At 67.3% G+C, this 24,930-nt stretch carries 20 protein-coding genes and 1 pseudogene; 12 read left to right on the forward strand and 9 right to left on the reverse strand.

Going from position 1 to position 24,930, the window contains the following annotated elements; translation table 11 throughout:
• Positions 1-75: 75 nt before the first annotated feature.
• From MFM001_RS03610 to MFM001_RS03625, 4 genes are read left to right on the forward strand one after another with little or no spacing between them, the layout of a single operon-like run.
• Positions 76-1,053, forward strand: coding sequence for an ABC transporter permease (locus MFM001_RS03610; RefSeq protein ID WP_116373704.1), 978 nt, complete (start codon positions 76-78; stop codon positions 1,051-1,053).
• Positions 1,050-1,979: an ABC transporter permease gene (locus MFM001_RS03615; protein WP_116373706.1), complete on the forward strand. Its 930-nt coding sequence runs from the start codon at positions 1,050-1,052 to the stop codon at positions 1,977-1,979. The genes MFM001_RS03610 and MFM001_RS03615 overlap by 4 nt, the downstream gene beginning before the upstream one ends.
• The gene (locus tag MFM001_RS03620) at positions 1,976-3,817 is read left to right on the forward strand and encodes an ABC transporter ATP-binding protein (protein ID WP_116373708.1); all 1,842 of its coding nucleotides are present in this window, start codon (positions 1,976-1,978) and stop codon (positions 3,815-3,817) included. Before MFM001_RS03615 ends, MFM001_RS03620 begins: the two co-directional genes overlap by 4 nt.
• Positions 3,810-5,465, forward strand: a complete 1,656-nt coding sequence (locus tag MFM001_RS03625) for an ABC transporter family substrate-binding protein (protein ID WP_116373710.1) — start codon at positions 3,810-3,812, stop codon at positions 5,463-5,465. The genes MFM001_RS03620 and MFM001_RS03625 overlap by 8 nt, the downstream gene beginning before the upstream one ends.
• A 49-nt stretch (positions 5,466-5,514) precedes the next feature.
• On the opposite strand, the gene MFM001_RS03630 is transcribed toward MFM001_RS03625, so the two are convergent.
• From MFM001_RS03630 to MFM001_RS03640, 3 genes are read right to left on the reverse strand one after another with little or no spacing between them, the layout of a single operon-like run.
• Positions 5,515-7,119, reverse strand: coding sequence for a GMC family oxidoreductase (locus MFM001_RS03630; RefSeq protein WP_116373712.1), 1,605 nt, complete (start codon positions 7,117-7,119; stop codon positions 5,515-5,517).
• A 43-nt stretch (positions 7,120-7,162) separates the two neighbouring features.
• Positions 7,163-9,775: an ATP-binding protein gene (locus MFM001_RS03635; RefSeq protein WP_116373714.1), complete on the reverse strand. Its 2,613-nt coding sequence runs from the start codon at positions 9,773-9,775 to the stop codon at positions 7,163-7,165.
• Positions 9,772-10,917 (reverse strand): exonuclease SbcCD subunit D, encoded by a 1,146-nt coding sequence (locus tag MFM001_RS03640; protein WP_116373716.1) that lies wholly within the window; start codon positions 10,915-10,917, stop codon positions 9,772-9,774. The genes MFM001_RS03635 and MFM001_RS03640 overlap by 4 nt, the downstream gene beginning before the upstream one ends.
• Before the next feature lie 145 nt (positions 10,918-11,062).
• Here MFM001_RS03640 and MFM001_RS03645 point away from each other — a divergent pair, with 145 nt between their 5' ends.
• The gene (locus MFM001_RS03645) at positions 11,063-11,560 is read left to right on the forward strand and encodes a histidine phosphatase family protein (protein ID WP_238158898.1); all 498 of its coding nucleotides are present in this window, start codon (positions 11,063-11,065) and stop codon (positions 11,558-11,560) included.
• An 81-nt stretch (positions 11,561-11,641) separates the two neighbouring features.
• Here the strand turns inward: MFM001_RS03645 and MFM001_RS03650 are convergent, their stop codons facing one another.
• On the reverse strand, positions 11,642-12,187 hold the full coding sequence (locus tag MFM001_RS03650; protein WP_116373718.1) for a DUF3558 domain-containing protein: 546 nt from the start codon (positions 12,185-12,187) through the stop codon (positions 11,642-11,644).
• A complete protein-coding gene (locus tag MFM001_RS03655) occupies positions 12,184-12,732 on the reverse strand; it encodes a DUF3558 domain-containing protein (protein WP_116373720.1) in 549 nt (182 codons plus the stop codon). Before MFM001_RS03655 ends, MFM001_RS03650 begins: the two co-directional genes overlap by 4 nt.
• 139 nt (positions 12,733-12,871) lie before the next feature.
• Here MFM001_RS03655 and MFM001_RS03660 point away from each other — a divergent pair, with 139 nt between their 5' ends.
• The 3 genes from MFM001_RS03660 to MFM001_RS03670 all read left to right on the forward strand — a co-directional run bounded on the left by MFM001_RS03660 (position 12,872) and on the right by MFM001_RS03670 (position 17,973).
• Positions 12,872-14,611, forward strand: coding sequence for an ABC transporter ATP-binding protein (locus MFM001_RS03660; protein WP_116374353.1), 1,740 nt, complete (start codon positions 12,872-12,874; stop codon positions 14,609-14,611).
• Positions 14,612-14,619: 8 nt separating this feature from the next.
• The gene (locus MFM001_RS03665) at positions 14,620-16,518 is read left to right on the forward strand and encodes an ABC transporter ATP-binding protein (protein WP_116373722.1); all 1,899 of its coding nucleotides are present in this window, start codon (positions 14,620-14,622) and stop codon (positions 16,516-16,518) included.
• Positions 16,519-16,674: 156 nt separating this feature from the next.
• A complete protein-coding gene (locus tag MFM001_RS03670) occupies positions 16,675-17,973 on the forward strand; it encodes a trypsin-like peptidase domain-containing protein (protein WP_116373724.1) in 1,299 nt (432 codons plus the stop codon).
• A 7-nt stretch (positions 17,974-17,980) separates the two neighbouring features.
• On the opposite strand, the gene MFM001_RS03675 is transcribed toward MFM001_RS03670, so the two are convergent.
• Positions 17,981-18,541, reverse strand: a complete 561-nt coding sequence (locus MFM001_RS03675) for a hypothetical protein (protein ID WP_116373726.1) — start codon at positions 18,539-18,541, stop codon at positions 17,981-17,983.
• A 258-nt stretch (positions 18,542-18,799) separates the two neighbouring features.
• Positions 18,800-19,906 (reverse strand): adenylate/guanylate cyclase domain-containing protein, encoded by a 1,107-nt coding sequence (locus MFM001_RS03680; RefSeq protein ID WP_116373728.1) that lies wholly within the window; start codon positions 19,904-19,906, stop codon positions 18,800-18,802.
• A gap of 39 nt (positions 19,907-19,945) precedes the next feature.
• Here MFM001_RS03680 and MFM001_RS03685 point away from each other — a divergent pair.
• Positions 19,946-20,441, forward strand: a pseudogene (locus MFM001_RS03685) (DNA-deoxyinosine glycosylase).
• Here MFM001_RS03685 and MFM001_RS03690 read toward each other — a convergent pair.
• A complete protein-coding gene (locus MFM001_RS03690) occupies positions 20,436-21,827 on the reverse strand; it encodes an amidase (protein WP_116373730.1) in 1,392 nt (463 codons plus the stop codon). The pseudogene MFM001_RS03685 and the gene MFM001_RS03690 sit on opposite strands and share 6 nt — an antisense overlap.
• 19 nt (positions 21,828-21,846) lie before the next feature.
• Between MFM001_RS03690 and MFM001_RS03695 the strand changes: the two genes are divergently transcribed.
• The 3 genes from MFM001_RS03695 to MFM001_RS03705 are packed head-to-tail and all read left to right on the forward strand — an operon-like array spanning position 21,847 to position 23,894.
• Positions 21,847-22,998 carry a MalY/PatB family protein gene (locus tag MFM001_RS03695; protein WP_116373732.1) on the forward strand — a complete coding sequence of 384 codons (1,152 nt, stop codon included), beginning with the start codon at positions 21,847-21,849 and terminating at the stop codon, positions 22,996-22,998.
• A gap of 13 nt (positions 22,999-23,011) precedes the next feature.
• Positions 23,012-23,446, forward strand: coding sequence for an HIT family protein (locus MFM001_RS03700; protein WP_116373734.1), 435 nt, complete (start codon positions 23,012-23,014; stop codon positions 23,444-23,446).
• A gap of 4 nt (positions 23,447-23,450) precedes the next feature.
• Entirely contained in the window at positions 23,451-23,894 is a 444-nt protein-coding gene (locus tag MFM001_RS03705) for a nitroreductase family deazaflavin-dependent oxidoreductase (RefSeq protein WP_116373736.1), read from the forward strand.
• On the opposite strand, the gene MFM001_RS03710 is transcribed toward MFM001_RS03705, so the two are convergent.
• On the reverse strand, positions 23,891-24,928 hold the full coding sequence (locus MFM001_RS03710) for an LLM class flavin-dependent oxidoreductase (protein ID WP_116374354.1): 1,038 nt from the start codon (positions 24,926-24,928) through the stop codon (positions 23,891-23,893). The two genes, MFM001_RS03705 and MFM001_RS03710, sit on opposite strands and share 4 nt — an antisense overlap.
• Between the last annotated feature and the right edge of the window lie 2 nt (positions 24,929-24,930).

Consider the following 24,930-nt stretch of genomic DNA (forward strand, 5'->3'; position numbering starts at 1 on the left):
ATCGCATCTGTGCGCGTCGATCGGTGAGTGCATCTCTTACCCTGTGCCCATGCGACACGGGCGAGGCCGGAAGGCATGATCCGCTTTTTGGCGCGTCGCTTGCTCAACTACATCGTGCTGCTGACGCTGGCGTCGTTTCTGGCCTTCTGCCTCGCGTCGGTGACGTTTCATCCGTTGGACAGTTTCGTCCAGCGTCACCCACAGCCGCCGCAGGAGGCCATCGACGCCAAGAAGGCTCAACTCGGCCTGGATAAACCGATCCCCATCCGGTATGCCAACTGGGTTTCCGGCGCGGTTCGCGGCGACTTCGGCGCCACGGTGACCGGCCATCCCGTCTCCGAGGAGTTGTGGCGGCGAATCGGGGTCAGTCTGCGTCTGGTGGTGATCGGTTCGGTGCTGGGCACTGTCATCGGCGTCGTGGTGGGCGCCTGGGGAGCGATCCGGCAATATCAGCTGAGCGACCGCGTGATCACCGTGCTGTCGTTGATCATCCTGAGCATCCCGTCGTTCGTGCTGGCGGGCCTGCTCATCCTGGCCGGGCTCCGAGTCAACATGCTCACCGGCCTGCGGATCTTCCTCTACACCGGCGAAACGTCACCTATTCCCTTCGGCAGCGCATGGGCCCGGATCGTCGACCGCATTCAGCACATCGTCTTGCCGACTCTGACGCTCGCCCTGGGCGCGATCGCGGGTTTCAGTCGCTACCAGCGCAACGCGATGCTCGACGTGCTGGGCGAGGATTTCATCCGGACCGCCCGCGCCAAAGGCTTGACCCGCCGTCGCGCGCTGTTCAAACACGGCCTGCGCACCGCGCTGATTCCGATGGCCACGTTGTTCGCCTACGGCGTGAGCGGCCTGGTCGTCGGCGCGGTGTTCGTCGAGAAGATCTTCGGCTGGCACGGCATGGGCGATTGGGTGGTGCAGGGCATCTCGACTCAGGACACGAACGTCGTCGTCGCGATCACGGTGTTCACCGGCGCCGCGATTCTCATCGCCGGACTGCTTTCGGACGTCATCTACGCGACGCTCGACCCGAGGATCCGGGTGTCATGACCGCGTCGACGGAGACGACGGCAGTCCGGTCCGGTGTTCACCCAGCCGCGTTCACGTCGCGGCGAAACCTCTTGATACGCCGGTTCATCCGTAACAAGCCTGCAGTGGTGGCATTGGTTCTGCTGGCGGTGCTGTTCGTCGGCTGCTACGCGCTGCCGCCGCTACTCCCCTACAGCTACACCGCGCTGGACTACGACGCGCTGCTGCAGCCACCGTCGGTGCGTCATTGGTTCGGCACCAACGCGCTCGGCCAGGACCTGTTGGCGCGCACGCTGCGGGGCATGCAGAAGTCGATGCTGATCGGTTTCTGTGTGGCAGTGATTTCGACCAGCATCGCCGCGACGGTCGGGTCGGTAGCGGGCTACTTCGGCGGCTGGCGCGACCGGATATTGATGTGGCTGGTGGACCTGCTGCTGGTGGTACCGAGCTTTATCCTGATCGCGATCGTCACTCCGCGGACCAAACAGTCGAGCAGCATTCTGTGGCTGATCGTGCTGCTCGCTGCGTTCGGCTGGATGGTCAGCTCGCGGATGGTGCGCGGCTTGACGATGAGCCTGCGGGAGCGCGAATTCGTCCGTGCCGCACGGTATATGGGGGCGTCGAGCCGCCGTATCATCGTCGGGCACATCGTGCCGAACGTCGCCTCGATCCTCATCATCGACGCGACGCTCAACGTGGGGTTCGCGATCCTGGCTGAAACCGGGCTGAGTTTCCTGGGATTCGGCGTCCAGCCTCCCGACGTGTCACTGGGCACGCTGATCGCCGAGGGCACACCGTCAACCACCACGTTCCCGTGGGTATTCCTGTTCCCGGCCGGCGCACTGGTGCTGATCGTGTTGTGCGCCAACCTTGCCGGCGACGGTCTGCGCGACGCATTTGATCCCGGCAGCGGAGCCGCCCGCCGCAGAAAGCGGCGTGCGGAATGACCGCACTGCTCGAAGTAACGGACTTGACCGTCACCTTCGAAACCGAAGACATGGTCGTGCCCGCCGTGCGCGGCACCAGCTACCACATCGACCCCGGCGAAGTGGTAGCCATCGTCGGGGAATCCGGTTGCGGCAAAACAACCGCCGCCATGGCCGTCGTCGGTCTACTGCCGGAATACGCGCGGGTGTCGGGATCGGTACGGCTGCACGGCGAGGAATTGCTCACGCTGGGCGACCAGGCGATGTCGCGGATCCGCGGCAAGACAATCGGCACAGTGTTCCAAGACCCGATGTCGGCGCTGACGCCCGTCTATACCATCGGCGACCAGATCGCCGAGGCTGTCGAGGTCCACCACCGCGGGATCAGCCGAGCGGATGCCCGCAAGCGCGCCGTCGAGCTGCTCGAGTTGGTCGGCATCGCGCAGCCGCAGCGCCGCGCAAAGGCTTTCCCGCACGAGCTCTCCGGCGGTGAACGCCAGCGGGTGGTGATCGCGATCGCGATCGCCAACGATCCCGATCTGCTGATCTGCGACGAACCGACCACCGCACTGGACGTCACCGTGCAGGCACAGATCCTCGACGTGCTGCGAACCGCGCGCGACGTGACCGGCGCCGGCGTGCTGATCATCACCCACGACTTGGGCGTGGTGTCGGAGTTCGCCGATCGAGCGCTGGTCATGTATGCCGGACGCCCTGTCGAAATCGCTACCGTCGACGAGCTTTACCGTGACCGCCGGATGCCCTACACGGTCGGGCTGTTGGGATCGGTGCCGCGGCTCGACGCCCCGCAGGGCACCCGGCTGATCCCGATCCCGGGCGCGCCGCCGACGATGACGTCGCTGTCCCCCGGCGCCTGCACATTCGCCCCGCGCTGCCCGCTGGCAATCGACGAATGCCGTTCAGCCGAACCGGATCTCGTCGCTATTGCCGACGGCCATCGGGCGGCCTGCATCCGCACCGATCATGTCGCCGGCCGCAGTGCCGCCGAGATCTACGGCGTGTCAACCGGACCGGAGCCCGTCGATAGCGTGGCCGGCGAGCCGCCGCTGGTGGTGCAAGTCGCCGATCTGGTCAAGACCTATCCGCTGACCAAAGGCGTGGTTTTCCGAAGGCGGGTAGGCGAGGTGCGTGCGGTCGACGGCGTCAGCTTCACCCTGGAGCAGGGCCGCACACTGGGCATCGTCGGCGAATCCGGTTCGGGCAAATCGACTACGCTGTCTCAGATTCTCGACCTCGCCCGGCCCCAGACGGGCTCCATCGAGATTCTCGGTGCTGACGTCGCAGCGCTGGACTCAGCTGCCCGTCGTAAGCTGCGCACCGAGCTGCAGGTGGTGTTCCAGGACCCGGTCGCCTCGCTGGACCCGCGACTGCCGGTCTTCGACGTGATCGCTGAACCGTTGGTGGCCAACGGCTTCGATAGGCCTCGCTCCGAGGAGCGGGTTGCCGAGCTGCTGGCGATCGTCGGGCTGGACCGTGCCGACGCCAGCCGCTATCCCGCCGAGTTCTCCGGCGGGCAGAAGCAGCGGATCGGCATTGCCCGGGCGCTGGCGCTGCAGCCGAAGATCCTTGCGCTCGACGAGCCGGTGTCGGCGCTCGACGTGTCGATTCAGGCCGGTATCATCAACCTGCTGCTGGACCTCCAAGACCAATTCGGGTTGTCGTACTTGTTTGTGTCGCATGACCTTTCGGTGGTCAAACACCTGGCGCACCGGGTCGCGGTGATGTACAAGGGCACGATCGTCGAACAGGGCGATGGCGAACAGGTTCTCACCAATCCGCAGCACGAGTACACCCAACGACTACTGGCCGCGGTCCCGCGGGCGCACGCCGATGTCTAGCCGGCTCGCGGTGCTGCTGTCGGTGATCCTGGTGGTCGTCACCAGTTGCACCAGCGGGTACCGGGACCTTCCGGAGACGCATGCCGCGCGGGTCGGCAGCACCAGCGACATCAACCCGCGCGACCCGGCGACGCTGCGCGACGGCGGCAACCTGCGGCTTGCGCTGACGTCATTCCCGGAAAACTTCAACGAACTCAACATCGACGGCAACACGGCGGATGTCGGTTCCATTGTCGCGCCCACGCTTCCGGGCGCGTTCATCACTCAGCCCGACGGCTCGCTGAAACTCAACACCGACTACTTCACCAACGTCGAGCTGACCAGCACCACGCCGCAGGTCGTCACCTACACCATCAATCCGAAAGCCGTGTGGAGCGACGGCAGCCCGATGACCTGGGAAGACCTCAAATCCGAGGTCGACGCCTGCAGCGGTCGCGACAAGCGCTACCTGATCGCCAGCAGAGCCGGATTCGAAAGGGTGAAGTCGGTGACTCGCGGCGTGGACGATCGCCAAGCGGTGGTCACGTTCGCCGAGCCGTATGCGGAGTGGCGAGCGATGTTCGCAGGCGGTATGCAACCACGCAGCATGACCGCGAACCCGGAGGTGTTCAACAAGGGCCAACTCAACGCCCCTGGGCCGTCGGCCGGACCGTTCATCGTGTCCACCATCGACCGGACCGCGCAACGCATCGTGCTGACCCGCAACCCGCGTTGGTGGGGCGCCAAACCGCGGCTGGACTCCATCACGTTCCTGGTGCTCGACGCCGCCGCCGTCATTCCGGCCTTGCAGAACAATGCGATCGATGCTGCCGGAGTGGGCACCCTCGACGACATGGTCACCGCCCAGCGCACCCCGGGGATCGTGATCCGCAGCGCGCCGGCGCCCACCTGGTACCACCTCACCTTCAACGGCGCGCCCGGATCCATCCTGGCCGACGAGAAACTGCGGCTGGCGATCTGCCGGGGCATCGACCGCCAGGCGATCGTCGACGTCGTCCAGCACGGTCTGACCGGTCATCCGGCACCGCTGAACAACCACGTCTATGTCGCCGGGCAGGTGGGTTACCAAAACAACAGCGCCCCAGCCGATTACAACCCCGACCAGGCTCGCCGGGATCTGGATGCGCTGGGCTGGAAACTCAATGGTGCGGTGCGGGAGAAGAACGGCAAGCAGCTGGTGATCCGCGACGTGTTCTACGACGGGCAATCAGCTCGGCAGATCGCTTTGGTGGCTCAGCAGAACCTGGCGCAGATCGGGGTCAAGCTGCTGCTCGACCCCAAGCCCGGCACCGGATTCTTCAGCCAGCACGTGTCCGTCGGCGACTTCGACGTTACCCAATTCGGTTGGGTGGGCAACGCTTTCCCGCTCTCTGCGCTGCCGCAGATCTACACCTCCGACGGCGACAGCAATTTCGGCAAGATCGGCAATCGCGAGATCGACGCCAAGATCGAGCAGACGCTCTCCGAGCTGGATCCTGACAAGGCGCGTGCGCTGGCCAACCAGGTCGACATGATGATCTGGCAAGAAGGCTTCAACCTGCCGCTGTTCCAGTCACCCGGTGACATCGCGGTGCGCAGCACGCTGGCCAACTACGGCGCGCACGGTCTGGCCGACGTGGTCTACACCGCGATCGGGTTCACCCGCTGACTTCTGTGCCGAATGGCCACTTATTGCACGCTTTCGGCCAAAAAGCGTGTCATAACTGGCCGTTCGAGGAGGAGATCAAATCCGCGGCTTTCTCGCCGATCAGCACCGTCGGCGCGTGGGTATGGCCGCGGATGATGCTCGGCATCACCGACGCGTCGGCGACCCGCAGCGCCTCCACACCGCGGACCCGTAGTTGCGGGTCGACCACACTGGCGTCGTCCCTGCCCATCCGGCAGGTACTCACCGGGTGGTACAGGGTGTGCGAGCAGGTGTTGAGCGCCTCCTCGAGGGTGGCGTCGTCCAGCTCGGTGGCACCCTGCGGTCGGGCGATGGCGCCGAGGAGGTCCTTCAGCGGCGGGGTTTCGGCCATCTGCGCGCAGATTCGCAGGCCCGCCATCATCGTTGCGCGGTCGACGCCGTCGGGATCGGACAGGTAGCGCGGGTCGACGATCGGCTTGTCGAGCGGGTCCGCGGATCGCAGCAGGATCTGTCCGCGGCTCTGCGGCTTGAGCAGGATGGGCCCGAACACCACGGCGTGCCCGGTGTACGGCTCGCCGATTCCCTCGTCGAAATACGGCGCGGGCGCGAAAATCAGCTCCAGGTCGGGTAGCTCCAACTCCGGTCGGCTGCGGACAAACCCATACGCCTCACCGACATTGGAGGTCAGCATGCCGCGGTGCCGCAGCAGATAGTTGACCAGCTGCTTGGGCTTCTCGGCGACGAAAAGGCTGTCCTGCTCGACGTCGAAGCCCAGCGGGGTGACCAGGTGGTCACGCAGGTTCTGCCCCACCTCGGGCGCGTGGTGCACGGTGTCGATGTCGTGCTCGTCGAGGTGGTCGGAATCGCCGACGCCGGAGAGCATCAACAGCTGCGGCGTGTTGATCGCGCCGCCACACAGCACAACCTCGCGGCGGGCGTGGACGATGCGGCGCTGGCCGTCCTGGTCGAATTCCACTCCGGTCGCCCGGTTGCCGTCGAAGAGCACCCGGGTCGCAGTGGCCTCGGTGAACACGTCGAGGTTCTTGCGGCGCAGCACCGGTTTGAGGTAAGCGTCGGCGGCGCTCCACCGGGTGCCCTTGCGCTGGGTGACGACGGTTTCGCAGAAGCCTTCCGGTGTAGCGGAATTCGGGTGCGCGCTGCCGAATCCGCATTCCCGCGCGGTGGCCAGCCAGGCCGCGGTCGAGCTGCGCGGGCTGCGCTGGCGGGACACGATCAGCGGACCGGTCACCCCGCTTTCGTCGCCGTTGACGAAATGCCAAGCGTCGGCGACGTTCTCGATGCGGCGAAAGTAGCTCAGCGCCTCGGCATACGACCATTCCGGTCCCGCGTGCTCGGCCCACTCGTCGTAGTCGGCGCCGAACCCTCGCACCCACATCATCGCGTTCATCGACGACGATCCGCCGAGCATCTTGCCCCGCGGCCAATAGATCTCCCGGCCGGCCAGCTCCTTCTGCGGTTCGGTGAAGTAATCCCAGTCCACCTCGGTGCGGAAGAGCTTGGAGAATGCCGCCGGGATGCGGATGAACTTGTTGGCGTCGCGCGGGCCCGCCTCGAGCGCCACCACCGAGATCGCCGGGTCGGCGCTGAGCCGATTGGCGAGCACCGCCCCCGCCGACCCCGTGCCGACGACCACGTAATCGCAGTTCAAGTCCATCGCTCACCCCCTGTTGCGGGTGAGTGTATGTCGGCGCCGCGCGTTAGGCGCTCAATTCGATGCGGTGCGCACCCTTGACGCCGTCGTAGCGGGCGGGAGTACACGTCAGCACGATCACCTGGCCGTTAGCGCCCAACGTGTCGAATACCTCGCCCATTCGTGCCAGCCGCTCGGGATCTGTGAATCCGAGCGCATCGTCGATCAGCACCGGGACGCTGTCCTCCTTGGCGACCAACGCCGCCCCGGCCAGCCGCGCCAGGATGCCGAGTTGCTCCTTGGCACCGCCGGACAACGACTCGTACGGCACCGTGCAGCCGCCGAGAGTGCGGTTGCGGATACACAGATCGCTGTCGACGTCGACCTCGAAGCTGGGTCCGAACACCGGCCGCCCGAGCCGCTGCAGTTCGGCGCGGAACGGCTCGACGTAACGCAGCCGGGTGGTGTCGCGGTGGCGCGTCATCACCGACCGCAGCAGCTGCACGGCGCGGGCCCGTCGCTGCACCCGCAGGTACTGGCTGTGGGCGTGTTCGCGTTTGGTCTGGGCAGCATCGAGCTTGCCCTGGCGGCCCTCGGTGCCGAATACGGCAAGTTCGACGGTGATCTCGTGCAGCGTCCGCGCCGCCTCGTCGTGGCGGGCGCGCAGCGCGTCGGCCGCATCGGCGGCCTCCGCCAACTCGGCCGCGACGGTATCGGGTGCAGCGGCGGCCAGTTGTTCTGACAGCTCGGCGACACGCCGTTCGGCGGTTTGCGCGGCGCGCTGATCGGCGTCGGCGGTGGCCGTCAGGTGGTCGTCGGCCATCGATGCGCGCTGCTGGACCAGCCGGTCGGCAGCGGCTGCCAGCTCGGCGCGTTGACTGGTCACCTTGTCGCGCAACAGCTTTGCCTGCGTGGCTATTTCGGCGAACTTACGAGCCGCTGCGGCGGCGACGCGGCGGTGGGTTTCGCAGTCTTTGGCGGCTTGGCTGCGGGCGGCGTCGGCGGCGTTGAGTTCCGCGGCGGCCGCCGCGCTGTCCATCGCGATGTCGGGAAGCGGGTCGGCACGCAACTGCGCCAGTTGCGAGCGCAGTTGTTCGACATCGTCGTCACCGCACAGCGCGGCCAGGGTGGCGGTCAGCCGGTCGCGAGACTGCTGCAGTTCGCGGCGCCGCTGGTCGGTTTCTCGCGCCGCCGCCAGGTCAGTTACCCGCCCGGCGGCCAGCGCGGTGGCCAATTCTTCTTGCGCCGCAGTCAGTTTGGCTTGCACGTCGACGGCGGTGGCCCCGCCGCTGAAGCGTGCGCTCACGACGCCGGGAACCTGCACCTCGGTTTCGGCGCCGGCGGTCATCGACCAGCTCTGGCCGGCAGCCAACGGCACTCGCTGGTTGTCGACGGCGAGTTCGATGTCGGCGAGGGCGGTGAATTCCACCGTCGTCGAGATCAACGCCAGCTGCCCTTCTGCGCGGTCGACGGCCGCAGCCGCCTGCTCGATCCGCTGGAACACCGCCTGAGTCAAAGTGATTGCGGCCAACTCGGCGCTGATCTGGTCTGCCTCACGCTGGGCGGCGTCGATCTTGGCCAGCCGGGCGGCCAACCGGTCGGCTTCGTCGCGGCGGGACAGCTCGTCGACGACGCGACGGGCGGACTCGGCTCGCTGCTGTGCGGCCGCCAGGGCCTCTTCGGCCTCTTCGACGGCGGCGTCGGCGGCCTCGACGACCTCGCGTGCCGTCGACTCCGCCTCTCCGACCTCGCGAGCCTCGGCCTCCGACGCGGCGACCGCCGCGGTGCGGGTGTCGATTTCGGTGCGCAGCCGCAGCCGTTCGGTGTGCGCGGCCGTCGATGCGGCGCTGGTGGCGGTGGCGGCCGCGGCGATCAGCTTGGCTTCCCGCAAGTGTTCGGTCAGCTCGGCGATGTTGTCGGCGGCGCTTTGGGCGGCGCTGTGGCGCTTACGAGCCGCTTTTTGCTGCTGCGACAACTCGGCCAGTTCGGCGGTCAGCGTGGCGTGCCGTTGTACCCGTTCGTCGACTTCGGCGACTGCTGCCGCGCAGCGCTCGACCTCGTCGTCGGCGTCGCCCAGCGCAGCGATCGCGGCGGCCCACTCCCCTGTCGGGCGTCCGGTCGGGGTGAAGTAGCGGGCGTATTCGGCGTCGATCCGCTCGATCAGCAGGGGTTCGGTGCCGGACAGGGTCGCGGTGTCACCGGCCGCCACGTCGAGCGCCCGTGACAGCGCGTCGCAGCCCGACAGGTTGACCGCTGCCGTCGAATTCGCCTGCAGCACGCGTTGGGCGTGCCACAGCTCGACGTCCACCGTTTCGGCCAGCATGGCCCGCACCCGCTCGTGCGCCTCGTCGCCGGTCAGCTGTTCGCGATGCGGCGCCAGCACCGTCAACTGCGTCTCCGGTTTCTTGTGAAAGCGCTTGCGGTAGACGAAACGGTAAGGGCCGGTGCTGATTTCGGCGGTGACTTCAGAGCCGACGTCGGCGTGGGTGGGCTTGACCTGCTTGACGTCCTTTTTGGTCGAGCGGTCTTTGGATTCCAGCAGCAGGTCCAGCGCCTCGATCATCGAGGACTTGCCGATCTCGTTGGCCCCGCACACGACGACCACGCCGTGGTCGGGGAAGTCGAGCTCGCGGTGGCCGATTCCGCGGTAATTGCTAAGGACCAGCCGGTGCAGCCTCACGCGGCACCCCGATCGGTGAGCCGCAGCAGTAGCGCCAGCGCCGCCTGGGCATCGTCGGCGGTTTCGCCGTCGCCGGCGCGTGCGGTGGCAACCAACTCGTCGACGGCGGCGGCGGCGAAGCCCCCGATCCCGAGGTCGTCGAATTCGCCGTCGCCCGGGATCACGGCGAGATCGGTGTGCCGATCCCAAGTGCCCAGCCAGGCGAACAGCCGCGAGTAGCGGTCCAGGCACGCGTCCAGGGCGGCGCGGTCGGTGACGGTCAGCGAGCCGACCAACGCCAGTCGCACCACCGTGCGGTCTTTGTCGGCGATCTGGTCGAGGTTCAGGTCCAGATCGGCGATGTCGCGGTTGTTGTCGACGTGACGACGCAGGGTGAGGAACCGCCACCGGCCGACGTGGCGGGCGTCGACGGTGACCGGGCGGCGCGGATCGGTCTGGTCGACGTCGACGACGAGCACGTGACCGGGGTCGGGTTCGATGTCGTCGAAATTGGTGACCTCCGGAGATCCGGAATACCAGACCCGGGCGTCCACTTCGGTGACCGAATGCTTGTCGCCCAGCGCGACGTAATGGATGGTGCCGCGGGCCAGCGCGTCCTGCACGGCGGCCAACCGGATCAGCGCCGGGTTGGTGGGGTCGGGGTCGAGCACGTCGACGCCGCCGTGCGCGAGGAGTACCCGGGTGACTCCATCGGCAGGCAGGCCGTCGAGCACCTCGGCGACCAGGTCGGTGGTAGGCGATTTGGACCGCCATGGCGCGGCGACGATCTGCAAGCCCGGCCGCACCTCGTGCACGCCGGTGCGTTCGAGCACCACCACGTTGTCCGGGCATTCGGCTTTGAACAGCGCGCTGGTGTACACCGACGACGCGTCCAGCGGGTCATGGTTACCGGGCAACAGATAAACCGGAATTCCGATGGCGCGCATGGCTTCCAGCGATTGGCTGATGACCTGCGGTGCGAGCTGGTTGTGTTCGAAGACGTCGCCGGCGACCACGACGAACTCGGCGCCGACCTCGGCGGCCAGTGGCCCGAGCCCGGCCACCACGTCGCGGCGGGCCGCCGAATACCGCGGCTGAGCCTCGCCGGCCAGGAAGTGGCGGGTCATGCCGAGTTGCCAGTCGGCGGTGTGGATGAACCGCATGTCGACCCCCTTCCGTTGCCGGGCATCGCGAGTGTATGGCGGGCCACCGACAAGTCCGTGGAGGCTGATCGGCAGGTCTACGCGGCGATCGCAAGCGCGGCGAAGCCGGGCGAAGCGGGTCGCCGCCAGGTCTACCGTTGGTCGGGTGACGCGAACTCTGGTCTTGCTGAGGCACGCGAAGTCGGCGTACCCGGACGGGGTGGCCGACCATGAGCGGCCGTTGGCGCCGCGGGGCGAACGAGAGGCCGGCCTGGCCGGTGAGTGGCTGCGGGCCAACCTGCCGCCGATCGATCTGGTGTTGTGCTCGACGGCAACTCGCGCGCGACAAACTTTGGTGCGCACCGGTATCGACGCGCCGGTGCGCTATGTCGAGCGCCTGTACGGCGCCACACCCGGGATGGTGATCGGCGAAATCAACGGTGTCCCCGACGAGGTGACCACCTTGCTCGTCGTCGGGCACGAGCCGACGACGTCGTCGGTGGCCGTGGGGCTGGCCGGCACCGAGGACACCAATACCGCTGCGGTCGAAGCGATTTCAGAGAAGTTCCCGACGTCGGCCATCGCAGTGCTCGAGTTAGCCGGCACGTGGAAAGAACTGGAGCTCGGCGGCACCGCGCTGGTCGACTTTCACGTGCCCCGCTGAGCTCCGCACACCGCGAACCAGAAGCTGCGGTCGTGATTCTGACGCGATCGCAGCCCTAGCTTCTGGCTCGCGACAAGCGACTCAGGAGTTAGTCGACAGCGTCAGCTCCATCAGCTTGATCGCCTGCGCACACGCGTCGATCCCCGGCGCCTGCGGGTTGACCCACCAGCCGACAACCCCGGCGGCGTCGCTGGCCACGCCGCACGAGCCATTGGGGTCGTTGGGCCGCATCACGATCGATCGCACGCCATTGATGGAACGAGTCTCGATCTGATACTTCAGACCCTCGGCGACCTTGCGCTCGTTGTCCAGGCTGCCCTGCTCGAACCAGAACCGGGTGATGTCGATCAGACCGGCCGGGTTGGCGGCCTGCCAGCGGCAGATCGCGCCGACGAACGTGCTCTGGATGTCGAGTGGGTCGGCGCCGACCGTCTTGGCCAGCAGATCAGTGGTCAGCACCTCACATTCCTTGAGCAGGTTGGGGTACTGCTGCTCGGAGTTGTTGTTGCGCTGCACATCACCTGAGCCGGCCTTGACCGCGGTGCCGCCGACCGACCTGGTGCAGCCGGTCACCACGGCCAGCGCGGTGAGCAACGCGGCCGCAACAATCAATAGCCGCCTAGTCATTTCGAGTTCGCAATCGACTGGCGTGTCAGTTCTTTGGCGATGTTGCACGGGTCGGGGAACGGCTTTTGGTTGAAGCTGACCGACCATTCGATGAAGTCGTCGTTGAACTGGATTCCGATCTCGCACAGGGAGTCACCCAACGTGGGCTCGTTGCCGATGGCGATGAAGCCGCCGTGGCCGTTGATGTTGATGTCTTCGACGCTCGAGCGCGACAGCTCCTCGGTCTTGCGTTCCCGACCGATCGGGCTGCCGCGATACCAGGAGAAGGAGAAGTGCGGGCCGAGGATGCCGCCGCCGGCCAGCCACTGACAGCCCACCGAGTTCTGGGCCGTGTTGATCAGCCCGGTGATCTGGGTGAGCTGGGCAACCGTCTCGTCGGTGACGCCGCCGCACTGCGGGAAGAACGGCCCGTGATGTCCCTCTCCGGACGCCGGCGCCGACGACTCCGTCGACTTGGCCTGGTCGGAGTCGGAGCCGGAGCATGCGGCCACCGTCGGGATCAAGGTCGCTGCCGCGAGGGCCAGCGCCACCACACTGCGCCGCACCGCTACACGCACCTGCTTCTCGTCACAGCATGCACTGTAGCGGCAGCATCTGTGGCCAACCCAGGCACCACGCTGACCAGGTCTTTCTAATCCGGCAGTGGTCCCAACCAGGCCGCTTGGAGTGTGCGACAGTTACCAGATGCTCCTGGCACTGCTGCGCCAGTACGTCCGGCCGTATCGCTGGCTGGTCGCGGCGGTGATGACACTGCAGTTGGTCAGCACGCTGGCGTCGCTGTATCTGCCGACGGTCAACGCCGCGATCATCGACGACGGCGTCACCAAGGGCGACACCGCGACCATCGTCCGGCTCGGCGGGGCGATGCTCGCGGTCACCGGGCTGCAGGTGCTGTGCGCGGTCGGCGCGGTCTACTTCGGCTCCCGGACCGGGATGGGGTTCGGCCGGGATCTGCGCTCTGCGATGTTCCACCACGTCGTCACGTTCTCCGAACACGAGACCGCCCGGTTCGGCGCGCCGTCGCTGCTGACCCGCACGACCAACGACATCCGGCAGATCCAGTTTCTGGTGCAGATGACCTGCACGGTGCTGGTGACCGCCCCGATCATGAGCGTGGGCGGAATCTTCATGGCCATCCACCAAGACGCCGGGCTCTCGTGGCTGTTGCTGGTCAGCGTCCCGGTACTGGCGGTGGCCAACTACTGGATCGTCTCGCACACCCTGCCGCTTTTCCGCAGCATGCAGCGGCTGATCGACAACATCAACCGGGTGATGCGCGAGCAGCTGTCCGGTGTGCGGGTGGTCCGGGCATTCGCCCGGGAACCGTTCGAGCGCCGGCGATTCGGCGAAGCCAACCTGGCGCTATCCAATACCGCGCTGGCCGCGGGCAATTGGCAGGCGCTGATGTTGCCGGTCACCACGCTGACCGTCAACTGCTCGTCCGTCGCGCTGATCTGGTTCGGCGGCCTGCGCATCGATGCCGGCCAGATGCAGGTGGGCTCCCTGATCGCGTTCCTTGCCTACTTCACCCAAATCCTGATGTCGGTGTTGATGGCGACGACGATGATGATGGTGTGGCCGCGGGCCTCGGTCTGCGCGGACCGCATCGCCGAGGTGCTGGCCACCCGTCCAGCGATCAGTAATCCGGACACGCCGCAGGCGCCCGAGGCCCGCGGTGTCGTGCGGCTCCAGAACGCGACATTTTGCTACCCCGGCGCGGATCGCCCTGTGCTGCAAGATGTCTCGCTGTCTGCGCGGCCGGGTACCACCACGGCGATCGTCGGCAGCACCGGTTCGGGGAAGTCGACGCTGATCTCGCTGATCTGCCGCCTTTACGACGTGACCGCCGGCGCCGTGCTGGTCGACGGGGTCGACGTGCGCGACCATGACATCGAGCAGCTGTGGGCGGGCATCGGGCTGGTGCCGCAGCGCGGCTACCTGTTCTCCGGCACCGTCGCCGACAACTTGCGCTACGGCAAAGCGGACGCCACCGATGCACAGATGTGGGAAGCGTTGCGGGTGGCGGGCGCCGACGGGTTCGTGCGGGCACACGACGACGGGCTGGCGATGCGGGTGGCGCAGGGCGGCATCAACTTCTCCGGCGGACAACGGCAGCGGCTGGCGATCGCAAGGGCGGTGATCCGCCGCCCGGCCATCTACCTGTTCGACGACGCGTTCTCCGCGCTCGACGTGCACACCGACGCCCAAGTCCGCGCGTCGCTGCGCGAGGCCGCCGCGGACGCGACGATGATCATTGTCGCGCAACGTATTTCGACCGTTGCGCAGGCAGGTCAGGTGATCGTCGTCGACGATGGGCGCGTGGTGGGCACGGGCACGCACGAATCGCTGCTGGCCGACTGCCCCGCCTATCGCGAATTCGCCGAATCCCAGTCGGTGGGCAGCGGCGTGGGAGGCCAGCGGTGACGGCTTCCATGGACCGCCCGATCCGCGGTGTCGTGCAGGCGCCGACGGAACGCTCGCGCGACTTCACCGGCTCGGCCGTTCGGCTGGTGAAACGTCTGGCGCCGCAACGCGGGCCGGCCGCCGCGGTGATCGCGCTCAGTGTCGTCGGCACCGGGATCGGCGTGGTGGTGCCGCGGATCCTCGGCCATGCCACCGACCTGTTGTTCAACGGCGTGATCGGCCGCCAGCTGCCGGCCGGCATGACCAAGGCGCAAGCCGTCGCGGCAGCCCGGGCACGCGGCAACAACACCTTTGCCGATCTGCTGTCCGGGATGAACGTGGTCCCGGGCGAGGGCGTGAACTTCGCCGCGGTGGCCCGCACGCTGGCGTTGGCGTTGGCCCTGTATCTGATTGCCGCAGCGATGGTTTGGGCGCAGGCGCGGCTGCTGAACCTGACGGTCCAGCGAACCCTGCGGGCATTGCGCTCCGATGTCGAAGACAAACTGCACCGGCTGCCGCTGGCTTACTTCGACGGGCGGCAGCGCGGCGAAGTACTCAGCCGGGTCACCAACGACATCGACAACGTCGCGACGTCGCTGTCGATGACGATCAGCCAACTGCTGACCGCGATCCTGACAGTGACGACCGTGCTGGTGATGATGCTGACCATCTCACCGCTGCTGACCGTGCTCACCCTGGTGACCGTGCCGCTGTCATTGCTCGCAACCCGGGCGATCACCCGGCGCTCGCAGCGGCTGTTCGTCGCGCAGTGGACCAACACCGGACGGCTCAACGCCCACATCGAGGAAACCTACAGCGGTTTCACGCTGGTCAAGACCTTCGGTCACCGGGCGCAGGCCGAGGAGCAGTTCCGCCGGCTCAATGACGATGTGTACCAAGCGAGTTTCGGCGCCCAGTTCTTCTCCGGGCTGGTGTCGCCGGCGACGACCTTCATCGGCAACCTCAGCTACGTCGCGGTGGCGGTGGTCGGCGGATTACAGGTCGCGACCGGGCAGATCACCGTCGGCAACATTCAGGCGTTCATCCAGTACGTCCGCCAATTCAATTGGCCACTCGGCCAAGTGGCCGCGATGTACAACACGCTGCAATCCGGAGTGGCCAGCGCCGAACGGGTCTTCGAGTTGCTCGACGAACCCGAAGACTCGCCCGACCACTCAGCGGCATTGCCGTCGCTCAACGGACAAAGCCCCACCGGCCGTGTCGAATTCGAGCATGTCAGCTTCGCCTACCGCCCCGGCACGGCGGTGATCGACGACTTGTCGCTGGTGGCCGAACCGGGCAGCACCGTCGCGATCGTCGGGCCGACCGGGGTGGGCAAAACCACACTGGTGAACCTGCTGATGCGCTTCTACGACGTGGATTCGGGCCGGATCCTGATCGACGGCGTCGACATCGCGTCGGTGAGCAGGCATTCGCTGCGGTCGCGGATCGGCATGGTGCTGCAGGACACCTGGCTGTTCGGCGGGACGATCGCGGAGAACATCGCCTACGGGCGGCCCGACGCCACCGAGAACGAGGTGATCGAGGCCGCCAAGGCCGCCTACGTCGACCGGTTCGTGCACACGCTGCCGCACGGATACCAGACCCGGGTCAGCGACGACGGCGGCAACATCAGCGCCGGCGAGAAACAGCTGATCACCATCGCCCGGGCATTTCTGTCCCGGCCCCAACTGCTGATCCTCGACGAGGCAACCAGCTCGGTGGACACCCGCACCGAACTGCTCGTCCAGCATGCGATGCGCGAACTTCGTCGTGGTCGAACGAGCTTCCTTGTCGCCCATCGGCTTTCGACAATCCGAGACGCCGACGTCATCCTGGTGATGGAAGCGGGCAAGATCGTCGAGCACGGCAATCACGCCGAGCTGATGGCGCGCCGCGGCGCCTACTACGCGATGACCCAGGCGTAGAGCAGTCTGGGCGATTTCCCAGCGGCGCAAGGCCCGCCCCGCGTACACTGCCGTCGTCCGGGATGTTTGCCGGCAGCGGTGGATGCCAGTGGTATCGGGACGGATGACGGTTTGCAGGGCTGTTTGCCACCGACGGATGACATTTGAGGAATTGTCATGACGGCTACGTTCATCACCCGTTCGGTCCGCCTGTTCGCAGCATTGCTCTTGACGGCTGCTGTCGGGCTGGCCGGCGCGCCACACGCTTCGGCGGATAACACCAAGAACTCAGTGGCCAACCTGGAAAAGTCCATTGTCTTCCTGCTGACCCAGTGGAGCGGCTCGATCCTCGTCCCGCCGAGCGCCGACGCGGATGGCCAAGGCTTCTGGACCGAGAAGCTCAAGTATTCGGTGACCTGCACGGGCTGGTACGTCAGCGCGTCGGCGCAGATCGTCACCGCCGGACATTGCGTCGACCCGGGGCAGGGCCGGTTGGTTCTGCTCGACGGTTACCTGCACGACCAAAAGGCGCCCAAGTTCAAGGAGCAGGCCTACGCCAACTGGCGCGTGGAAGGCGAACTGGGTGGCTCACCGCCGGACCGCAGCGTGCGTGCAATCCAACCCAACGGGGTGGATGGTGCGACGATCACCAGTCCGACGACGGTCGAAGTGGTGGACTTCAAGTCGCCGGAAGCGGGCGACGTTGCCTTGCTGCACGTTCCGAACATGTCCAAGCAGACGCCGGGCCTGGTGATTGCGAAAGACTCGCCACAGGTGGGCGACTCGGTCACCTCGATCGGCTTCCCCGGGGATCTGCAGGACATCGCCGACCAGAGCCAGATCGCCCGGGCGTCGTTCAAGACCGGCACGATCTCCAGTAATCAAGTCACCCCGTCGGGCGTGGTGCAGATCGAAGTCAGCACCGAACTCGCGCCGGGCATGTCCGGGGGCCCGACCGTCAACCAGGACGGGCAGGTCATCGGCGTGAACAGCAGGGGCCTGACCACGTCGGCCGGCTTCAACTTCATCACCAACACCCCCGACCTCAGGTCTTTCCTGTTGTCGCACAATGTGACTCTGATCCAGCCGCCGGCGCCGCCCAACGCAGGCCTGGGCAACGCGTGGTACATCATCGGCGGGGTGGTGCTGGTTGGCGTCGCAGCACTCGTGCTGTTGACGCTGCTGGTGCGACGACGCAGGCGCAGGCCGCAATTTGCCGGCGGCCCGCCGATTCCGGGATACCCGATGCAGGCCCCGCCGCCGTCGCCCGTGCAGGGCTGGATGCCCGGCCCGACGCCGCCGCCACGCGGTCCCACCGCTGTCGGCGGGGTTCCGCCCCAACCGTTTCCGAGGCCGAGCACTCCCGTGCCCGGCAGCGACACGGTGACCACCGAGATCAAAGTCTGTCCGGCGTGCGGCGCGCCGCGCCGACAGCTGGACCGGTTCTGCCCGCGGTGCGGAAAGCCGGTGAGCTGACAGCGGTTTACAGTTCGGGACCCTGGGCGCGCAGGTCGTCGACGGCCGACATGGCGTCGCGCAGCTTGGCCAGCCACTCTTCGGTGTGCTCGCCGACCAATTTGACCGTCCAGGCCAACGCGTCGGATCGGGACCGGGCCACTCCGGCGTCGACCAGGGTGTCGAGCACCTGACGCTCGGGCTGCTTCAGCCGCGTCATGACCGGTACGGCGATGTGGGTGAACAGGATTCGCTCGCCGCCGGTCTCGACGCCCCAGGAAACCTTGCGGCCGTAGCGTTCCTGCGCCTCGTCGGCGATGTTCATCCGCTCCGGCCGGGTTTCTTCGCGGAACCGCGAGACGCGGCCCGACGCACGCGCCTCGCTTTCCTCCTTGTCGGAGGCATCGGGCAGCTTGCCGATGACCGTGATCTCCTCACGGTCGACGATGACGGTCGGATCGCCGTCGAACCACGTATCGGGCAGGCGGCCGGCGAACCACTCGGCGGCATCGCTGGCGTCCGGCTGCTCGGCTTGCTGCCAGCCCCCGGGCCGCCCGTAGCGCCGCTGGTGTGTGTGATGGTGTCTCATGCTTACATGATTACACCATTACAACATTTGCAAAAGGGGCTTCGCCGCCAGAGAAACTCCGCTCCGGCGGGCGGTGCTCGTCGCCGCCCCCAGTGCGCGAAAACCATTGATATGACGCGTCGAACGTTGTAGCTTTAACAGCGAAGCAGGCCCGAGAGTGGCTGATCCAAAGAGCCGGTGTAAGGGGTAAGAGAGCCGGCCGCGCAGGATGTATGAGACGCAGCCCCAGTGCCCTCCGGGCCTGCCCTCATGTCTGGACTAGGTGCTGTCGCCGCGCCGGGCGCGGAACAGTTTCACCTCGCCCTTGATGCCCTTGAGGTGGCGCCCACCGGCGAACGACCAGCTGAATCCCGCGGAATCGCCAAGGATCTCACGTGTCGACTCGGCCGCGAGCACCGTGCCCGGCCGGGCCACGCCGGTCACCCGGCTGGCCATGTTCACCGGGCTGCCGAACCAATCGCCGGCCCGGCTCACGGCCGGCCCGGTGGCGATGCCGGCCCGTAGCCGCAGCAACTCGTTGTCGGTGTCGGTCATCTCGACCAGCTTCAGTACGGCGTCTAGCAGCGGCGCCGGTTCGGGGCAGACGAGCATGACCGCGTCGCCGATGGTCTTGACGAAGCGCACCGGCGGCACCGCCACGTCCCGGGCCAGATCGGCCAGCCGGTCGGCGAGTTGCACCAGGTCCTCGGGTGGCACAGCCTCCCCCAGCCGGGTGAAGCCGACAAGGTCGGCGAACGCCACGGTGACTTCTCGGGCACCCGGAAGTGCTCTGCCCGCAGCACGTTCACTGGCATTGACGGCTTCGGTTTCCATCTGGTGGCGCAGGTGCATGAACAGCATGTCCTCGATCCACGGGCCCAGCAGCGGCGCGATCCGGCCGACCAGCGCTTCGGAGCGCTTCGCGACTTCCAACTCCGTCACGCCCGGCTGCAGGATGGCCGACAGCGCGGTGTAGCGCATGACCTGCGCGGCATGCGAAAGCCCATCAGCCAGCACCCGAACGACGAGCACCAGGTGCTCGGGATCCAGCCCGACCTCGAGGAAGCGTTGCGCGTGAGCCGCGGCCGCACCGTCGGCCTGCATGTGCACCGGCGCGTCGGGATCGTCCACTCTGGCCAGCCCGATGGCACGCTGCACGCGCTGCAGCAGATCGAGGTCTATGCCGTAGCGCTCGCTGATGTCCCGCGCCGACACGTAGACGCCGTCGTCGCCGATAATCCGGCGCGACGCCAGCAACATCGGCGGATCTCCGGTCCGGATCTCCTCGGCGGTGAAACCCCGCCCGAGCAGCCACTCGATCAATTCGGCCCGCTCGTCGCGCGCGCTGCCCTCCAGTCCGTCGAGCAGCTCTTCCGGGACGTCCACGCCGTCAACGTATAACGCGGCGGGGCATCATGTGGGTCGATGAGCACACCACTTCTGCAGGGATTCCCTCCGGTGGTCGACGACGCCGCCCGGCTGCTGATCCTGGGTTCGTTCCCCAGTGTCCAATCGCTGGCGCAGCGGCAGTACTACGCCAACCCGCGAAATGCGTTCTGGCCGATGATGGCTGGGCTGTTCGGCATCGACGGCAGCTTGGCGTACGAAAGTCGGCTGGCCGCACTGCAATCGCACGGGATTGCGTTGTGGGATGTGCTGCACAGCTGCCGCCGCGCCGGCAGCGCTGATGCGGCGATCGATCCGAAGAGCGTGGTGGCCAACGACTTTAGCCAGTTCTTTGCGAAGTACCGTGGGATCACCCGGGTTGTACTTCAACGGCCAGACAGCCGCCGGTTTGTTCCGCCGGCTGGTCTTTGTCGAGCGGCCGCTGACTTATCAGCTGCTGCCGTCGAGCAGTCCCGCTCGCGCGATGCGGGCCGGCGACAAACTGGCGGCCTGGCGGGTGATCACCCGGTCATGACACCGGCGGTCGCCGGTGCGCCCACGGCCGCGCCGCTTCGATCTGGGCGGACAGCGCCAGCAGCGTGGCCTCGTCGTAGGGCCGGCCGACGAGCTGTACCGACAACGGCAGACCCTCGCTGTCGAATGCCCACGGCACCACCGCGGCCGGCTGGCCGGTCAGATTCCAGATCTCGAAGAACGGCACCCGCGCCGACACCAGCAGCAGGCTCGCGATCGCCCCGCGCCGCTGGTAGGCGCCGACGCGGGGTGGTCCGGTGGCATTGGCGGGCGTGACCAGTACGTCGACGTCGTCGAAGATCGTCTGGATCCGGGCGGCCAGCGCCGCCTCGTGCGCACGCACCTTGGCGATCCGCCGCTCGGAAAACAACGCGCCGACGCGGGCCATGTTGCGGGTGCGGGCCTCCAGCCGCTCCGGGTGGGGCAACAAGCGAAAGTCGTTGTAGATGCCACGGAGATAGCGGGGCAGGTAATTTCCGGAAATCGCCGCGGGCGGATAGTCGGGATCGCGGGCGACGACGTGGTGGCCCAGGTCTGCAAGCAACCGACCCGCCTGCTGGACGGCTGCACGCTGCTGCTTTCCACCGCGGATCACCAGTGGCGGTGGTGTCTTGGTGCTCAAGGCAATTCGCAGTCGGCCAACAGGCCGCGACGCCGCGGTGACGAATCCACCGTCGGGTGCCGGCACCGTCGTCGTCGCATCCAGGAACAGCGCCGCGTCGCGCACCGAGCGCGCGATCGGGCCGTTGACACTCAGGCCGCACCAGACGTCGTCGTGGGGTGCGACGGAGACCCGGTCGCGGTGGGGTTTGAGGCCGTAAACCCCGCACCAGGTCGACGGGATGCGGATCGAGCCGCCACCGTCGGAACCCAACGCCAACGGCGCCAGCCCGGCAGCCACCGCGGCGGCGCTGCCGCCACTGCTACCGCCCGGCGTGCGGGAGACGTCCCATGGGTTGCGGGTCGCGCCGAAGCTCACCGACTCGGTGTAGGGCAGCATCATCAACTCGGGCACCGCGGTCTTGCCGAGGATCACCGCACCCGCGGCGCGCAGCGCGCGCACCACGTCGGCGTCTTCGGCGGACGCCGGGCCGTGCGCACTGGTGCCGAAAGTGGTTGTCTGCCCGGCGATGTCGACGTCGTCCTTGATTGCGACGGGCACACCCAAGAGCGGCAGCCGCTCGCCGGCGTCGAGGCGGCGCTGCGCCGCGGCGGCCTCTTCGCGGGCGGTGTCAGCCAGCACGACGCGGTACGAGCGCAGCTGCGGGTCCAGCCGGGCGACGCGGTCCAGATACACCTCGAGCAGCTCGGGCGCGGTGACAGTGCCGTCCGCCAGCATCTGCGCCTGCTCCGCCGCGCCGGCGAACGCCAACTCACGGGGATCCATGTGCAGGCAGACTACTGACATGTTCGATCTATTGACCGAAGATCAGCTCCGCGCGCGCAACACGATCAAGTGGAACCTGTTTGCGCCCGACGTGCTGCCGTTGTGGATCGCGGAAATGGACTTCCCCACCGCGCCGGCGGTGCTCGACGCGGTGCGTGCCTGCGTCGCCAACGAGGAATTCGGCTACCCGCCGGTGACCGAGGACACCCTGCCGCGGGCCACCGCCGACTGGTGCCAGCGCCGCTACGGCTGGCACGTCGAGCCCGCGTGGGTCCGCGTCGTTCCGGACGTGCTCAAGGGCATGGAAACCGTCGTCAACTTCCTCACCCGCCCGGAGAGCCCGGTGGTACTGCCCGTCCCCGCCTACATGCCGTTTTTCGACGTGCTGCGGGTCACTGGCCGCCAACGCGTGGAAATACCGTCGCCGCAAGCCGATTCGGGTCGGTATGTGCTGGATCTGGATGCGCTGGATGCCGCGTTTGCCGGCGGGGCCGGGTCGCTGATTCTGTGCAATCCGAACAACCCGCTGGGTACCGCGTTCACCGCCGGCGAGCTACGGGCGATCGTCGATGTCGCGGCCCGGCATGGCGCCCGAGTGATCGCCGACGAGATCCACGCGCCGCTGGTGTACGACCGGCCGCACGTTGCCGCCGCGTCGGTGTCCGACACGGCCGCCGACACGGTGGTCACGCTGCTGTCGGCCTCCAAGGGCTGGAATCTGCCCGGGCTGATGTGCGCGCAGGTGGTGTTGTCCAATCCCCGCGACATCGACGAGTGGGACCGGATCAACATGCTGCACAAGATGGGCGCGGCCACGGTCGGTATTCGCGCCAACATCGCGGCGTACGAGGATGACGGCCGCTGGCTCGACGAGTTGCTGGTGTATCTGCGGGCCAACCGGGATCACCTGGCCCGGGCCCTGCCCGAGGCGGTTCCGGGGCTGAAGATCAATACTCCGGAGGCTACGTATATGTCGTGGGTGGATTTCCGGGCGCTGAACCTGCCGGCGGAACCGGCCGACTACCTGCTGTCGAAGGCCAAGGTGGCGCTGTCGCCCGGCATTCCGTTCGGCGCGAGCGTCGGCTCCGGTTTTGCGCGGCTGAATTTCGCGACCCCGCGGGCGATCCTGGACCGCGCGATCGAGGCGATGGCCGCGGCGCTGGCGGTCTGACTACGGTGGCCTTATGTCTTGTGTGTTCTGCGCGATCGTCGCCGGCGAGGCGCCCGCCATTCGCATCTGCGAAGACGACAACTACCTGGCGATCCTCGACATCCGTCCGTTCACCCGCGGCCACACCCTGGTGCTGCCCAAGCGCCACACCGTCGATTTGACCGATACCCCGCCGGAGACGCTGGCGGACATGGTGACGATCGGACAGCGGATCGCCAAGGCTGCCCGCACCACCGAGCTGGCCGACGCCACCAACATCGCGATCAACGACGGCCGGGCCGCCTTCCAGACGGTGTCCCACATTCACCTGCATGTGCTGCCGCGCCGCAACGGCGACAAGCTGTCGGTCGCCAAGGGAATGCTGCTGCGCCGCGACCCGGACCGGGAGTCCACCGGGCAGATCCTGCGCGACGCGCTGGCGCGGATCGATGCACGGCAGTCAGACTGAGCCGATGAGCAATCTCACGCCGATCGAGCAGGTGGGCATCCGGCTGCTGCGAATCCACGACATGATCTACCAGAAGACCAACGGCTGGGTCGGTCACCGGATACCGGGGGCACCGCCGAGCCTGCTGTTGCACACGGTCGGCGCCAAGACCGGCAAGCCGCGCACCACGTCACTCACGTATGCGCGCGACGGCGATTCGTATCTGATCGTCGCGTCCAACGGCGGTGCCAACACCTATCCGGGTTGGTATCACAATTTGCGGAAGCGCCCCGACGTCGAGATCAACGTCGGCCCAAAGCGTTTCGGCGTCACCGCGCGACGGGTCATGCCGGGCGACGCCGACTATGACCGGCTGTGGGAGATCGTCAACAAGCCCAACGCCAACCGCTACAAGGCTTACCAGCGGCGCACGTCGCGGCCGATCCCGGTGATCGTGCTGACGCCCTAGAACAGTTCCTTCGCCAGAAGCTCGAGCGTTTTCTCCCGACCGGGCGCGGTTTTCGGGTCGGTGCCGCGGCGGGCCGAGGCGACAGGGTGCACCATCACCTCGTCGACGTCGAAACGTTTTGCAAGCGCCCGCAATTGCTCGGCGGCCTCGGCGGGTGCGCCGAGAACGGCGCGCTTCAAGCCGCTTTCGACGATGTGCTGCTGTTGCGGGGTGAGTTCGACGTGTTGTGCATCCTCGACGAGTCCCAGCGGCCCGAGGGGTTGGCCCGTGCGTAGCCGCGCCATCATCTGTAAGTTCGGCAGGATCAAAGCCGTTGCCTCGTCGCGTGTTTCGGCGACGACGGCGTTGACGGTGAGAAACGTGATCGGCTCGGCAGCCAGCTCACTCGGCACGAACTGCGAGCGGTACAGCGCGAGCGCCTCTTCGGTCCCCTTGCCCGAGAAGTGGTGGGCGAACACATACGGCAGCCCCTTGGCCGCAGCCAGTCGCGCCGAATATAGCGACGAGCCGAGCAGCCACAGCCGCGGCTCCGTGGCGGCCGCGGGGGTGGCTTTGAGGACGTAGTCGCCGTCGCGCAATTGCACCCGCACACCGGTCCTGCTCATCATCGCCCGCACGTGGTCGAGATAGTCCGGGAACTGATCGATGTCGCGATCGTCGCGACCGGCCGCGCCGCGCAACAGGACTGACGTCACCGGATCCGAGCCGGGGGCGCGGCCGATGCCGAGGTCGATGCGGCCCGGCGCCGCGGCTTCCAGCAGCGCGAACTGCTCGGCCACCGCCAGCGGCGCGTGGTTGGGCAGCATCACGCCGCCGGACCCCAACCGCAGCTGCGTGGTCTGCGCGGCGAGGTAGGCGATCAGCACCGGCGGGCTGGTGGCGCCCACCGACGGCATGTTGTGGTGTTCGGCGACCCAGTAGCGGGTGTAGCCCAGCCGGTCGGCGGTCTGCGCCAGTGCCACCGTGGCCGCCAGCGCGTCGGCGGTGGTCTGGTCGGTGCGGACCGGGACGAGGTCGAGGACGGAAAGCCGCATGT

This window comes from Mycobacterium sp. MFM001, assembly GCF_003402475.1.
Taxonomy (GTDB): Bacteria; Actinomycetota; Actinomycetes; order Mycobacteriales; family Mycobacteriaceae; genus Mycobacterium.